Genomic DNA, 14081 nt, shown 5'->3' on the forward strand with positions numbered 1-14081 from the left:
TCGTGAGCGGCACATCCCGCACGCCACGGGGCAATAGCGCCAAGGCCGGCACGCCGGGCCCGCAGCGCGGCCGAGGCCGGGAACCGCGTGGACTGGCAAAGTGGTTCACCCGCATCGAGGATCCCTCGTTGCGTGGTGCCCAGATCAACTACTACGTCGTGCTGGGCACCACGCTGGCCCTGACCTTCATGGGCCTGATCATGGTGCTTTCGTCCTCCTCGGTGGAAGCCATCGCCCGGAACCAGTCGGCCTTCGAGGCCTTCTTCAAGCAATCGCTGTGGGCGCTGGTCGGCGTCGTCGCCCTGGCGTGCATGCAGCTGATTTCCCTGCCGACGCTGAAGCGGCTGGCCTGGCCGGCCCTCGGGGCGGCCGGGCTGCTGCTGGTGCTGGTGCTGCTCATCGGCCAGGAAATCTATGGCAACAAGAACTGGATCCTCATCGGGCCGTTCTCGATCCAACCCTCCGAATTCGCCAAGGCCGCCCTCGCCCTGTGGGGCGCCTGGGTGGTGGAGCGCAAGGCCAAGCTCATGGACCAGTGGAAGCATGCTGTCGTCCCGCTGCTGATGCCCTTCGGGCTGCTCATCGTCGGCCTGGTCCTGCTGGGCAGGGACCTGGGCACCGCGCTGATCCTGCTGCTGGTACTGGCCGTGGTGATGTTTGTGGGAGGCGCCAAAGCCAAGCTCTTTGGCATCGCCGGCCTGATAGGACTTGTCGGAATCGCGGGAATGGTGATCCTGGCCCCCAACCGCATGGGCCGGATCCTGGCCTGGCTCCACATTGCCTGCGGCGACGGCCCCCAGGACTACTGCTACCAGGCCGAACAGGGGCTCTTCGCCCTGGCCTCCGGCGGCTGGTTCGGCGTCGGCCTGGGCCAGTCAAGGCAGAAGTGGTCGCACATCCCGGAGGCGCAGAACGACTTCATCTTCGCCGTCCTCGGGGAGGAAATGGGCCTGTTGGGCACCATGTTCGTGATCGTGCTCTACGGGATGCTGGCCGTGGCCATGTACCGCATCGCGGTGCGCACCGGGACCATCTTCGGGCGCGTTGCCATCAGCGGCATCATGGCATGGCTCATCGGCCAGGCCTTCGTCAACATCGGCATGGTCACCGGCCTGCTGCCGGTCATCGGAGTCCCGCTGCCCTTCATCTCCTCCGGCGGCTCGGCCCTGCTTGCCGCGTTCCTGGGCATCGGGGTGGTACTGTCCTTTGCCCGGGAACAACGCGTTAGACTGCAACCGGCCGGAACCCCGCGCGGCCTGGCCGCCATGTTCGCGAAGGCCCGCTCGGCCAAGTAGTCCGCCCGAAACACCGACCTGTGGAAAGTAGTACACCAAACCCCATGACTGAGCCATTACGCGTGGTGATCGCCGGCGGCGGAACGGCCGGACACATCACCCCCATGATTGCCATTGCCGACGCCCTGCGCGCCGCGGACCCAAATACGCAGATCACCGCGGTGGGCACGGCCAGCGGCCTGGAGACCAGGCTGGTGCCCGAGGCCGGGTACGAGCTGCGCACCATCGCCAAGGTCCCGATGCCTCGCCGTCCGTCCCTTGACCTGCTCAAGCTGCCCTTGCGCTTCCGCGCCGCAATCAAGGCCGCCGGCGCGATCCTTGACGACACCGGCGCCCAGGCGGTGCTTGGGGTCGGCGGCTACGTCTGCACCCCGGTGTACCTGGCGGCGAGGAAGCGCAAGCTGCCGGTCTTCATCCACGAGGCCAACGCCCGCGCCGGGCTGGCCAACAAGGTCGGCGCCCGCTTCGCCGCCGGCGTCGGGACGGCCTTCAACGGCACCGGGCTTCCCGGTGCGAAGGTGGTCGGCATGCCGATGCGTGGATTCGTTGCCACCATGGACAGGGCGGCCCAGCGGGAACCTGCACGCCGCGCCCTGGGTCTTACCGGGGACGCCCCGGCGCTGGTGGTCACCGGCGGTTCCTCCGGGGCCGCCTCGATCAATGCGACCATAGCCGCCGGCCTGCCCCAATTGGCCGATGCCGGAGTGCAGGTGCTGCACATCACCGGCCGCGGCAAGGTGGTGCTTGACGCCGCCGGCAACCCGTTGTCGGCACCGGGCTACCGGCAGGTCGAGTACGTGGATTCCATGGACCAGGCGTACGCCGCCGCAGACCTCATGGTCGCCCGCTCGGGGGCCGGAACGGTGTGCGAGCTGGCGGTGGCCGGCACCCCCTCGGTGCTCGTCCCGCTGCCCATCGGCAACGGCGAGCAGCGCCTGAACGCCTCCGACCTCGTCGCCGCCGGCGGCGCGCTGGTCGTTGACAACGCCGACTTCACCACCGACTACCTGGCCACGACGTTGCTGCCGCTGCTGCGGGACCCGCAGGCGCTTGCCGCCATGGGCGCAGCCGCCAAGGCACAGGGGCGCGCCGACGCGGCCCAGGTCATGGCATCGATGATCCGCGAATCGCTCGGCCACGCAGGGCCGCAACAGACCGCCAACACGGGAAGCTAAGGGACATGCAGGAACAAAACACACTTGCGACACTGGGCAACGTCCACCTGCTGGGCATCGGCGGGGTGGGGGTCTCGGCCGTTGCCAGGCTCATGCTGGCCCGCGGCCTGACGGTCTCGGGAACCGATGCCAAGGACCTGCCGGTGCTCGATGACCTGCGGGAGGCAGGTGCCCGGATCAACGTGGGCTACGCCGCGTCCAATCTCGGGGATGCCGACACCGTGGTCGTTTCCTCAATCATCAAGGACGGCAACCCGGAGTACGACGAGGCTGTCGCCCGCGGACTGCGCATCCTGCACCGCTCCGAGGGCCTTGCCGCGACCATGGAGGGACACAAGGTCATCACCGTGGCAGGGACCCACGGCAAGACGACCACGACCTCGCTGGTCGCCTTCATGCTGCGAGAGGCCGGCATCTCCCCGACCTTCGCCATCGGCGCCAACATCGCCTCGCTGGGCGTGAACGCCGAATACGGGCAGGGCCGGGTATTCGTGGCCGAGGCCGACGAATCGGACGCTTCGTTCCTGAACTACGCCCCCGATGTCGCTGTGGTCACCAACATCGAGGCCGACCACCTTGACCACTACGGAAGCGTCGAAGCCGTGCACCGCGCCTTCTACGACTTCGCCTGCCTGCTTCCCGACTCGGGACTGCTGATCTGCTGTGCCGACGATCCCGGCTCCCTGGCCCTGGCCGTACGAATGCGCCGCGAGCGTCCGGAGCTGCGCGTGCAGACCTACGGATTCGCCGAGGTCGCGGACCGCCGGTTGAGCGACGCGAAGCCCGTCGGATTGCGCTTTGCCTGCACCCTGGAGTGGGGCAGCGGGGAAACCGCCGCGCTGGAACTGGCAGTTCCCGGAAACCACAATCTGCTCAATGCCGCCGCAGCATTCGCCGTGGGCCTTGACTGCGGGCTGGAACCCGAAGCCGCCGTGGCCGGGCTTGGCGCCTTCACCGGTGCCGCTCGCCGCTTCGACTTCCGCGGCGAGGCCGGGGGAGTGCGGGTCTTTGACGATTACGCCCACCATCCCACCGAGGTGACGGCGGCACTGCGCGCGGCGCGGGCGGTCGCCGGCGACGGAGCCGTGCACGTCTTGTTCCAGCCGCACCTCTTTTCCCGCACCAAGGAGTTCCACCGCGAGTTCGCCGAGGCGCTCTCCCTGGCCGATTCCGCGTACGTACTGGAGATCTACCCGGCACGGGAAACCCCGATTCCCGGGGTGACCAGCGAATTGCTGACGCGCGAGCTGAATACCGCCGGGCGACTGGTGTCCATGGCTGAGGCCGCCGAGGTGCTCGCGTCCGTCGCGGCCCCCGGGGACGTGGTCATGACCATCGGTGCCGGTGACGTCACCGAGCAGGCGGGTGCCATCGTGGCCGCGCTGGAAAAACGTCTGGGCAGCTGATGGCGGGCAAGGCCGGGTCCGGGCAGGGCCCGAACAACGTCCTGGACCTGCCGCAGGACCCGGGGGCTCGCGCAAAAAAGCGTGGGATCATCGGCGCCTCGGTGGTCGCGGGCATGGTGGTGCTTCTTGTTTTGGTGCTGACGTATTCGCCGATCCTGGCGATCAAGTCGATCACCGTCTCGGGCAATTCGCTGGTCAGCGACAAGACCGTGCAAAAGGCCCTCGAGCCGCTTCACGGTATCCCGCTTTCGCGGGTCGGTACCGGCCGCGTCATGGAACTGTTGGACGGGCAGCCAGCGGTGAAGGACGCGATCGTCCAGGCTGAGGCACCGAACACGTTGCAGGTCCAGGTCGTCGAATTCGTCCCGGTGGCGGTGTTGTTGGAGGGCAAGAAACGCTCGTTGGTGGGGCCCGAGGGGCAGCTGCTGGCATCCCTGAAGGCCAAGGACAAGCCCAAGCTCCCCACGATCAGGTCCTCGAAGGTGACCAAGGACCCCAAGGTGTTTTCGATGCTCACCAGGGTTCTCTCGGAACTACCGGATAAGCTGTTGGCAAACGTGGACCACGCGACGGCCACCAGCAAGGACTTTGTTGAGCTCAAGCTCAACGACGGACAACTGGTGATTTGGGGCAACGACCAGGATTCGGCCCTCAAGACCAAGGTCTTGGAAGCCCTTTTGGCGGCCCCGAAAGACAAGAAGGCACCCATCAAGGTGTACGACATTTCCAGCCCGCAGCACCCGGTGGCCCGGTAACGGACCGCCAAGGGCCCGAATACAAGAAAAAACAACGACTTAGGGGCGACACGCGGCCTTGGTCGTTGCATGTACGAACTACGAAACATAGCGTTTTCATAGCGGTTGCTTGACATAACTATAACCTTCGAGTTGAGGGTTAACGTTGGTCCGGTTGAGCTTCCTCGGTCAGCAGCACATCGAACAAGGGAATCAGGACGTGGCAGCTCCACAGAACTACCTCGCCGTCATCAAGGTCGTCGGCATCGGCGGTGGCGGCGTCAACGCCGTCAACCGCATGATCGAAGTTGGCCTGCGAGGCGTTGAATTTATTGCAATCAACACGGATGCGCAGGCATTGCTCATGAGCGATGCCGACGTCAAGCTCGATGTGGGCCGCGAACTCACCCGTGGCCTGGGCGCAGGCGCCAACCCAGACGTGGGTCGCCAAGCGGCGGAGGACCACGCGGAGGAAATCGAGGAAGTGCTGCGCGGGGCCGACATGGTCTTCGTGACCGCGGGCGAAGGCGGCGGCACCGGCACCGGTGGCGCTCCGGTCATCGCACGCATCGCACGCGGGCTCGGCGCGCTGACCATTGGCGTGGTCACCCGTCCGTTCACCTTCGAGGGACGCCGCCGTGCGACCAGTGCCGAAAACGGCATCGAGGCGCTGCGCGACGAGGTCGACACCCTCATCGTCATCCCCAACGACCGACTGCTCTCGATCTCAGACCGCAACGTCTCGGTCCTGGACGCATTCCGCCAGGCCGACCAGGTGCTGCTCTCCGGTGTGCAGGGCATCACCGACCTGATCACCACCCCGGGCCTGATCAACCTCGACTTCGCGGACGTCAAGTCCGTGATGCAGGGTGCCGGTTCGGCGCTCATGGGCATCGGCTCGGCACGAGGCGAGGACCGCGCGGTCAAGGCCGCGGAGCTCGCCATCGCCTCCCCGCTGCTCGAGGCCTCCATCGACGGCGCCCACGGCGTCCTGCTGTCCATCCAGGGCGGCTCGGACCTCGGGTTGTTCGAGATCAACGAGGCGGCACGCCTCGTGCAGGAAGTGGCCCACCCGGAAGCCAACATTATCTTCGGCGCCGTCATTGACGACGCCCTGGGTGACGAGGCCCGCGTGACGGTCATCGCTGCTGGCTTCGACCAGGTCGATGCCACCAGTGCGCCGCAGACCCTGCAGCCGGCCGTACGCAACGCCCCCGCAGCACCGGCAGCGGCACCCGCCGCTCCCGCCGCTGCACCGGTCTCGCCCCAGGCGGCACCCCGCCGGGAAGAGGTCCACGCTGCCGTGGCAACCGTTGAACCGGGCTTCGAGGAACTTCCCGCCATTGTCGAGCCGGACCTCTCGGCCGCCAACGACGACCTGGACGTCCCCGACTTCCTGAAGTAAATCGGGCCGACGGCAGAAGGGAACCTTTCAAGCCACCATGTTGCGATACCAGTCACTGCTCGCCCCCGGCGTGCACATTGCATTCACATCCACGGCCGAAGGGAACCTTGCCTTCCACGTTCCTGATGATCGCGACGCCGTGCTGCTGCGGCGTCGCGATCTGGAGCGGGACCTGGGACTGGGGGAGAACCGGTTCAGCTACATGGACCAGATCCATTCGGCCACGGTGCTTGAAGTCACCGGGCCGCCGGAGAAATCCGGCATTCCCACCTGTGACGGTCTGTTCTCGGCCGACGCAACGCAACCGCTGGCCGTCATGGTGGCCGATTGCGTCCCCGTGGTCCTCGTGGGCGTCTCCGAACAGGGGCCGGTCACAGCTGTCGCGCACGCCGGACGACGCGGATTGCTCGACGGAATCCTGACCGAAACGGTGAAGCGCATGCGCTCGACCGGGGCGGAAGCCTTTGAGGCCTGGATCGGGCCGTCGATATGTGGCAGCTGCTATGAAGTCCCCGCCGACATGGCCGCCGATTCCGTGGCCCTGCGCCCCGGGATCGGTTCCACCACCAGCCGTGGCACCACCGGCCTGGATCTCCCGCGTGCAGCGGCTTCCGAACTGCGCGATCTGGGCGTAGCAGTCACCGAATCCGGGGCATGCACCCTGGAAGACGAGACCTACTTTTCCTACCGCCGCGACTCCCGCACCGGACGACTGGCGGGATTGGTGTGGCAGGCAGAGGACCAGATGGTGTCCGGCTCACCTTCCTGAGTCTTCAACCCGCCGTCCAGTGGTCCGGAAACGGGTCCGCGGCCCGCGCGCTGAACGCCACATGGCGACACACCGCCCAAATCACGCCGATGTCCTCCGACACCGCCAAATGGTGCTGTAGCGTCGAGTTAGCGGAGAGATTTGCGGTTCGGTAGACCGCCGACCGCGCACGATCAAAAGGAGAAGACCATGGCTGGCGCATTGCGCAAGACAATGATCTACCTGGGACTCGCCGAAGGTGACGAGAACTTCGAGGCCGACAAGCACGACATTGAAGCGCGTGAAGAAGTGCGCGTTGTCGAGCCGGTCCGCGAAGAGCCGGTTGCCGCACAGCCAGCTCCGGTAGCACAAGTGGCACCCCGCCCTGTCACCGAAAACGAATACCGGGCTCCGGTAACACCCATCAAGCGCGCGCCTTCAGCACGGGACGAGGACTCTTCATTGCGTCAAATCACCACCGTTCATCCACGTTCTTACAATGACGCGAAAATCATTGGCGAGAACTTCCGTGATGGCATCCCAGTCATCATGAACGTCACGGACATGGGCGAAGCTGACGCCAAGCGCCTGGTCGATTTCTCGGCGGGGCTGGTTTTTGCCCTCCACGGCAGCATCGAGCGGGTCACCAACAAGGTGTTCCTGCTCTCGCCGTCGACGGTAGAGGTCCTGGGTGAGGACAAGAAACAGTCCGAAGACCAGGCAACCTTTTTCAACCAGAGCTAAGTTCAAGGGTTCGAAGGCATAGTGGAGCTTATTTTCGCGCTACTTTACGTAGTGCTGACGGTGCTGCAGGTCATGTTGCTGTTGCGCATAGTGCTTGACGTCACGGAGTCGTTTGCGCGCTCCTGGCGTCCGCGTGGACTGGCCCTGGTTGCGGTCTCGGTGATTGCCAAGACCACGGACCCTCCGATGCGCTGGTTGCGATCGCGCATAAAACCGCTGGATCTCGGCGGAATTCGCCTTGATTTGGCGTTCATTATTTTGTTCTTTGCGGTAATAGTGCTCAAGATTGTTGTCAACAATTTGGGCGTTGCCGCGGCTCAGTGATAGGCCTCCGCGGAGGTAAGAATTACGGTGCGACAAGGGTCAAGGCGAAGAATTTTCGGAACGAAAACTCGTTTCCTTTAGCCTTTACCGGTCCAGTCGTTATAGTGTTGTCACATTAGGCGCAACGACTGCACCGGGTTGCGCACCAATAAACGGTAAGTGTACTCGTGCCGCACTTCAGCGGTTCGAGGAGAGAACCAAGTATCGAGGTGACCAGATGGCTCTCACGCCAGAAGATGTAGTCAACAAGCGATTTCAGCCGACGAAGTTTCGTGAAGGCTACGATCAGGATGAAGTTGACGATTTCCTAGACGAAATCGTTGTCGAGCTACGTCGTCTGACGCAGGAGAACGACGAACTGCGTCGCCGCCTGTCGGAAGCCGGCATTAGCGAAGGCGAACAGGCCGTCCCAGCCCCTGTGGCAGCAGCCCCCGCGGCCAAGCCCGTCGAAGCGGAAAAGCCCAAGGAAGCCAAGGCGCCCGAGGTCAAGAAGGACGAGACCAAGGCTCCGGAAGCACCCAAGGCAGCAGAGCCGGCAAAGGCAGCAGCGGTGGCCCCCGCCGCCGCAGCTGCAGCCCCGGCTTCCACCGCCGAGTCCGCCGCCGGCGTCCTCGCCATGGCACAACGTCTGCACGACGAGTACGTCTCCGCAGGTGTTGAACAGCGTGACAAGATCATCGCCGAAGCCCAGCTCGAGGCAAACAGCCTCGTTTCCGAGGCCGAGGAGAAGAGCCGCAAGACCCTGTCGGCCCTGGAGCAGCAGAAGACTGTTCTGGAGCGCAAGGTCGAGCAGTTGCGTGGATTCGAGCGCGACTACCGCGCCCGCCTGAAGACTTACATCGAGGGTCAGCTGCGCGACCTCGAAGCCAAGGGTTCCATGGACACGGCAGAAGCCAAGGAAAACGGCTAATCTGCTTCACCACCTGCCTCACATATTGATGGCTTAAGATTGTTGGCGGTCGGGTTACCGACCGCCAACAATGCGTTAAAGGACATGATGGAAAACAGCTCCACACCACCGGCGTCGGAAGGCGCCGCCACGCCCGCGCCAGGCAGTGGAACCAAACGGCGCCTCATTTACGCCGCGGGCATCCTGGCGGTACTTGCATTGGTCCTGGACCAATTCACCAAGCGCATCGTTGAAACCTCCATGAGCGAGGGGCAAGTCATCGACGTCTTCCCTCCGCTGCTGCGCTGGTATTACATCAAGAACTCGGGCGCCGCGTTTTCCATGGGGGAGGGCTACACCTGGATCTTTAGCATCATCCAGGCAGCGGTGCTCATCTACGTGGCGGTGTTCCTGGTCCGCAAGATCCGCGTCTGGCCGTGGTCGCTGGCCCTGGGCGGATTGATGGGCGGGGTCGCGGGAAACCTCACCGACCGTCTCTTTCGTCCCCCATCCTTCGGGCAGGGCCACGTGGTGGACTTCATCGCGCTGCCCAACTTTGCCATTTTCAACATCGCCGACATGTTCATCGTCTGCTCGATGATCGGGATCTGCCTGCTGCTCTTCACCGGCCGCGAACTCGATGGCAGCAAGCCGGCGGATAAAAAGGAACCCGGACACGACGCCGGGGCCGAGCCCAGGGAACTGCAGTGACCCAGGAGCGGACCGAATCGCTCGTCGTCGCCCCGGAGGAGGCTGGCCTGCGCATAGACGCCTTTCTGGTCAAACGCCTTGAGCTCTCCCGCGCGCTGGCGGCATTGCTTTGCGCCGAGGGGAACGTAACCCTTGGGAGCAAGGTGCTGGGCAAGTCGAAGAAGACCAATGTGGGCGACACCATCGACGTCTTTATCCCGCTTAGGCCGGACCCACTAGAAATCAGGGTAGAAATCGTGGAAGACCTCAAGATCATTGCCGACGACGACGACTACGTCGTCATCGACAAGCCCGTGGGAGTTGCGGCGCACCCTTCCCCGGGATGGGTCGGTCCCACCGTGGTCGGTGCGCTGGCCGCGGCCGGTTACCGCATTTCCACCTCCGGCTCCGCCGAGCGCCAGGGTATCGTCCACCGCCTGGACGTCGGCACCAGCGGCCTGATGGTCGTCGCCAAGACCGAACGCGCCTACACGGCGCTCAAGCGCGCTTTCAAGGAGCGGACCCCGAAGAAGATCTACCATGCCGTCGTCCAGGGTCTGCCGGACCCGCTGGAAGGCACCATCGATGCTCCGCTTGGCCGCCATCCCGGCCATGACTGGAAATTCGCCGTCGTCGAGGATGGCCGCGATTCGAGGACCCACTATAAGGTGCTCGAGGCCTTCGGCCGGGCATCGCTGGTGGAAGTCACCCTGGAAACCGGGCGCACCCACCAAATCCGCGTGCATTTCAGTGCGCTGCGGCACCCGTGCGCGGGCGACCAGACCTATGGGGCGGACCCCAAGCTGTCGGCGGCCCTCGGGCTGACCCGGCAGTGGCTCCATGCCCAACTGCTGGGGTTCTTCCACCCGGTGAACGGGGAATGGGTCGAGTACACCAGCGAGTACCCGCTGGACCTGAACAACGCCCTCGAAATGCTGCGAGACGGCAACTTCTAGTCCGTGCCAAGATGCACCCGGAACAACACCGGGTGCATCTTCACACATTGGCGCGCGCAGGTGGTCGGGTGTCGGTGCGAGCGCTTAGACTGGATCGGTGGCTAGCTCAAATCGCGATGGATTCGTACACCTTCACACGCACACCGAATACTCAATGCTTGACGGTGCCGCGCGCCTGACGGAACTCTTTGAGGAGACCAACCGGCTGGGCATGACGGCCTTGGCCACCACCGACCACGGCTACCTCTTCGGTGCCTTCGACTTTTGGTCCAAGGCCACCGCCGCCGGGGTCAAGCCGATCATCGGCATCGAGGCCTACGTGACCCCGGGCACCGCACGCGATGACAAGACCCGTGTGAAGTGGCGCACCGAGGAAAACCAGAAGCGCGACGATGTCTCCGGCGGTGGCCTGTACACGCACATGACGTTGCTCAGCTACAACAACACCGGCATGAAGAACCTGTTCAAGGCCTCTTCCATCGCCTCCCTCGATTCGGTTTTCGGCAAGTACCCGCGGCTGGACCGCGACCTGCTGAACACCTACCACGAGGGCATCATCGCCACCACCGGCTGCCCCTCCGGCGAGGTGCAGACCAAGCTCCGCCTCGGCCAGTACAACGAGGCCAAGGCCGCGGCAGCGGAGTTCCAGGACCTGTTCGGCAAGGAAAACTACTTCTGCGAACTGATGGACCACGGCCTGGACATCGAGCGCCGGGTCACCCAGGACCTGCTGCGCCTGTCCAAGGAACTGAACATCCCGCTCGTGGCCACCAACGACCTGCACTACACCCACGAGCACGATGCCAAGGCGCACGAGGCGCTGCTGGCCATCAACTCCGGATCGACGCTCGACGAACCGACCTACGACCAAGGCGGTTCGCGCTTCGCCTTCTCCGGTTCCGGCTACTACCTCAAGAGCCCGGCGGAAATGCGCCACCTTTTCAAGGAGCTGCCCGAGGCCTGCGACAACACCCTATTGATCGCCGAACGCGCCGAGGTCTCCTTCGACACCAGCGCCAACTACATGCCGCGCTTCCCGTGCCCGCCGGGGGAGGACGAGACCAGCTGGCTGATCAAGGAAGTCGACAAGGGTCTGCACTACCGCTACCCGGGCGGCATCCCGGAGGCTTCGCGCAAGCAGGCCGACTTCGAACTCGACGTCATCATCAAGATGGGCTTCCCCGGCTACTTCCTGGTCGTGGCCGACTTCATCAACTGGTCCAAGGACAACGGCATCCGCGTCGGACCCGGACGTGGCTCGGGCGCCGGATCCATGGTCGCCTACGCCATGCGCATCACCGACCTGGACCCGCTGGTCCACGGGCTGATCTTCGAACGCTTCCTGAACCCCGAACGCGTCTCCATGCCCGACTTCGACGTCGACTTCGATGATAGGCGCCGCTCGGAGGTGATCAGGTACGTCACCGAGAAATACGGCGACGAACGCGTATCCATGATCGTGACCTATGGATCGATCAAGACCAAGCAGGCGCTGAAGGACTCCTCGCGCGTGCTGGGCTATCCCTTCTCCATGGGCGAATCGCTGACCAAGGCGCTGCCCCCGGCGGTGATGGCCAAGGACATCCCGCTCAACGACATCGAGGACCCGAAGTCCAAGCGCTACTCCGAGGCCGGGGACTTCCGCCAGCTGGTGGCCACCGACCCGGAGGCAGCACGCGTCTTCGAGACCGCCAAGGGGATCGAGGGGCTCAAGCGCCAGTGGGGCGTGCACGCCGCCGGGGTCATCATGAGCTCGGATCCGATCATCGACGTCATCCCGATCATGCGCCGCATCCAGGACGGCCAGGTCATCACCCAGTTCGACTACCCGACCTGTGAAGGCCTGGGGCTGATCAAGATGGACTTCCTGGGGTTGCGCAACCTCACCATCATTTCCGACGCCCTGGAAAACATGAAGGCGAACCAGGGCGTGGAACTGGACCTGGAAACCCTGGCCCTGGACGACGCCGGGGCCTACGAACTGATGGCCCGCGGCGACACCCTGGGCGTGTTCCAGCTCGACGGCGGGCCCATGCGCTCGCTGCTCAAGCTCATGCGCCCGGACAACTTCGAAGACATCTCCGCGGTGCTCGCCCTCTATCGGCCCGGACCCATGGGCGCGAACTCGCACAACAACTACGCGCTGCGCAAGAACAAGCTCCAGGAAGAAACCCCGATCCACCCCACGCTCGAGGAACCCCTGCGGGAGATCCTGGGCACCACCTACGGCCTGATCGTGTACCAGGAGCAGGTCATGTCCATCGCGCAGAAGCTGGCCGGCTTCTCGCTGGGCCAGGCAGACATCCTGCGCCGCGCCATGGGCAAGAAGAAGAAGTCCGAGCTGGACAAGCAGTTCGCCGGCTTCTCCCAGGGCATGGTCGACAACGGGTACACCATGGAGGCCGTCAAGGCCCTGTGGGACATCCTGCTGCCCTTCTCCGACTACGCCTTCAACAAGGCGCACTCGGCCGCCTACGGCGTGATCTCCTACTGGACCGCGTACCTCAAGGCCCACTACCCGTCCGAGTACATGGCAGCCCTGCTGACGTCCGTCGCGGACGACAAGGACAAGACGGCCATGTACCTGAACGAATGCCGGCACATGGGCATCACCGTGTTGGCGCCGGATGTGAACGAGTCGGCCCTGAACTTCACCCCGGTGGGCACCGACATCCGCTTCGGCATGGGAGCGATCCGCAACGTCGGCGCGAACGTGGTCAACGCCCTGGTCGAATCCCGGGCCGAAAAGGGGAATTTCGAGAACTTTGCCGACTTCCTGCAAAAGGTCCCGGCGGTGGTCTGCAACAAGCGGACCATCGAATCCCTGATCAAGGCAGGCGCCTTCGACTCCATGGGACATGCCCGCCGTGCCCTGGTCGCGGTCCACGAGGAGGCCGTGGACTCGGTCATCTCGGTCAAACGCAACGAGGCAGCCAACCAGTTCGACCTCTTTAGCGCGTTTGAGGACCCGACCGCCGCTGCCGGGATGACTGTCGCGGTCCCGGACATGCCCGACTGGGAGAAGAAGGACAAGTTGGCCTTCGAACGCGACATGCTCGGGCTCTATGTCTCGGACCACCCGCTCAAGGGCCTGGGTGGGCTGCTGGAGCAGAACGCCGACATGTCCGTCACCCAGGTGCTATCCGATGACGGCCCCCAGGATGGGCACACCGTGACCATCTGCGGGATGATCACCTCGCTGCAGCGCCGCATTGCCAAGAAGAGCGGCAACCCGTACGCCAGATGCGAGATCGAGGACCTTTCCGGGTCCATGGAAACCATGTTCTTCGGCAACGCCTACGCGCCGATCGCCAACGTGCTGGCCGAGGACCTGATCGTGGTGGTCAAGGGCCGCGTGCAGAAGCGCGACGACGGCTCCATCACGCTCAACGCCCAGGAGCTCACGGTCCCGGAAATCAGCGAGGACGGCGAAGGCGGCCCGGTGGTCATCTCTATGGCCAACCACAAGGCCACCGAGGAGGTCATCTCCGCGCTCGGGGAAGTGCTGCGCGTGCACCAGGGGACGACCGAGGTGCGCGTGAAGCTGCACAGCACCCGCGGCGTCTCGCTCATGCGCCTGGGCATGGAATACCGCGTCAACCCGAACTCGGCGCTATTCGGGGACCTGAAGGTCCTGCTGGGTTCGACCTGCCTCGACGGCTGACACGGGCCGAAACCCGGTGCCACGGCGCCCGAATGAAAAGCCCGCCCGCGG

12 protein-coding genes are annotated in these 14081 nt (G+C 64.6%); all 12 read left to right on the plus strand.

Annotated elements, in window-relative coordinates:
* Nucleotides 1-2 precede the first annotated feature (2 nt).
* The 12 genes from ftsW to dnaE all read left to right on the plus strand — a co-directional run bounded on the left by ftsW (nt 3) and on the right by dnaE (nt 14030).
* A complete protein-coding gene (gene ftsW / locus OIU93_RS13530) occupies nt 3-1295 on the plus strand; it encodes a putative lipid II flippase FtsW (RefSeq protein ID WP_264270600.1) in 1293 nt (430 codons plus the stop codon).
* Nucleotides 1296-1339: 44 nt separating this feature from the next.
* Nucleotides 1340-2470 (plus strand): undecaprenyldiphospho-muramoylpentapeptide beta-N-acetylglucosaminyltransferase, encoded by a 1131-nt coding sequence (murG, locus tag OIU93_RS13535; RefSeq protein WP_264270601.1) that lies wholly within the window; start codon nt 1340-1342, stop codon nt 2468-2470.
* A gap of 5 nt (nt 2471-2475) precedes the next feature.
* Nucleotides 2476-3876 carry a UDP-N-acetylmuramate--L-alanine ligase gene (gene murC / locus OIU93_RS13540; RefSeq protein ID WP_264270602.1) on the plus strand — a complete coding sequence of 467 codons (1401 nt, stop codon included), beginning with the start codon at nt 2476-2478 and terminating at the stop codon, nt 3874-3876.
* Complete coding sequence (locus OIU93_RS13545; protein ID WP_264270603.1) at nt 3876-4631, plus strand: cell division protein FtsQ/DivIB; 756 nt, start codon at nt 3876-3878, stop codon at nt 4629-4631. The genes murC and OIU93_RS13545 overlap by 1 nt, the downstream gene beginning before the upstream one ends.
* Before the next feature lie 199 nt (nt 4632-4830).
* Nucleotides 4831-6015, plus strand: coding sequence for a cell division protein FtsZ (ftsZ, locus tag OIU93_RS13550; RefSeq protein ID WP_264270604.1), 1185 nt, complete (start codon nt 4831-4833; stop codon nt 6013-6015).
* 37 nt (nt 6016-6052) lie between these two features.
* Entirely contained in the window at nt 6053-6784 is a 732-nt protein-coding gene (gene pgeF, locus OIU93_RS13555; RefSeq protein ID WP_264270605.1) for a peptidoglycan editing factor PgeF, read from the plus strand.
* 189 nt (nt 6785-6973) lie between these two features.
* Nucleotides 6974-7507, plus strand: a complete 534-nt coding sequence (locus OIU93_RS13560) for a cell division protein SepF (protein ID WP_264270606.1) — start codon at nt 6974-6976, stop codon at nt 7505-7507.
* Nucleotides 7508-7528: 21 nt separating this feature from the next.
* The gene (locus OIU93_RS13565) at nt 7529-7831 is read left to right on the plus strand and encodes a YggT family protein (protein WP_264270607.1); all 303 of its coding nucleotides are present in this window, start codon (nt 7529-7531) and stop codon (nt 7829-7831) included.
* 217 nt (nt 7832-8048) lie between these two features.
* Nucleotides 8049-8741, plus strand: a complete 693-nt coding sequence (locus tag OIU93_RS13570) for a DivIVA domain-containing protein (RefSeq protein WP_264270608.1) — start codon at nt 8049-8051, stop codon at nt 8739-8741.
* 87 nt (nt 8742-8828) lie between these two features.
* On the plus strand, nt 8829-9431 hold the full coding sequence (gene lspA, locus OIU93_RS13575; RefSeq protein ID WP_264270688.1) for a signal peptidase II: 603 nt from the start codon (nt 8829-8831) through the stop codon (nt 9429-9431).
* Nucleotides 9428-10366 carry an RluA family pseudouridine synthase gene (locus tag OIU93_RS13580; protein ID WP_264270609.1) on the plus strand — a complete coding sequence of 313 codons (939 nt, stop codon included), beginning with the start codon at nt 9428-9430 and terminating at the stop codon, nt 10364-10366. Before lspA ends, OIU93_RS13580 begins: the two co-directional genes overlap by 4 nt.
* A gap of 97 nt (nt 10367-10463) precedes the next feature.
* Nucleotides 10464-14030, plus strand: a complete 3567-nt coding sequence (dnaE, locus tag OIU93_RS13585) for a DNA polymerase III subunit alpha (RefSeq protein ID WP_264270610.1) — start codon at nt 10464-10466, stop codon at nt 14028-14030.
* Nucleotides 14031-14081: the final 51 nt, after the last annotated feature.

The sequence above is a fragment of the Paeniglutamicibacter sp. ZC-3 genome, assembly GCF_025847175.2.
In the GTDB taxonomy this organism is placed as follows: Bacteria; Actinomycetota; Actinomycetes; order Actinomycetales; family Micrococcaceae; genus Paeniglutamicibacter; species Paeniglutamicibacter sulfureus.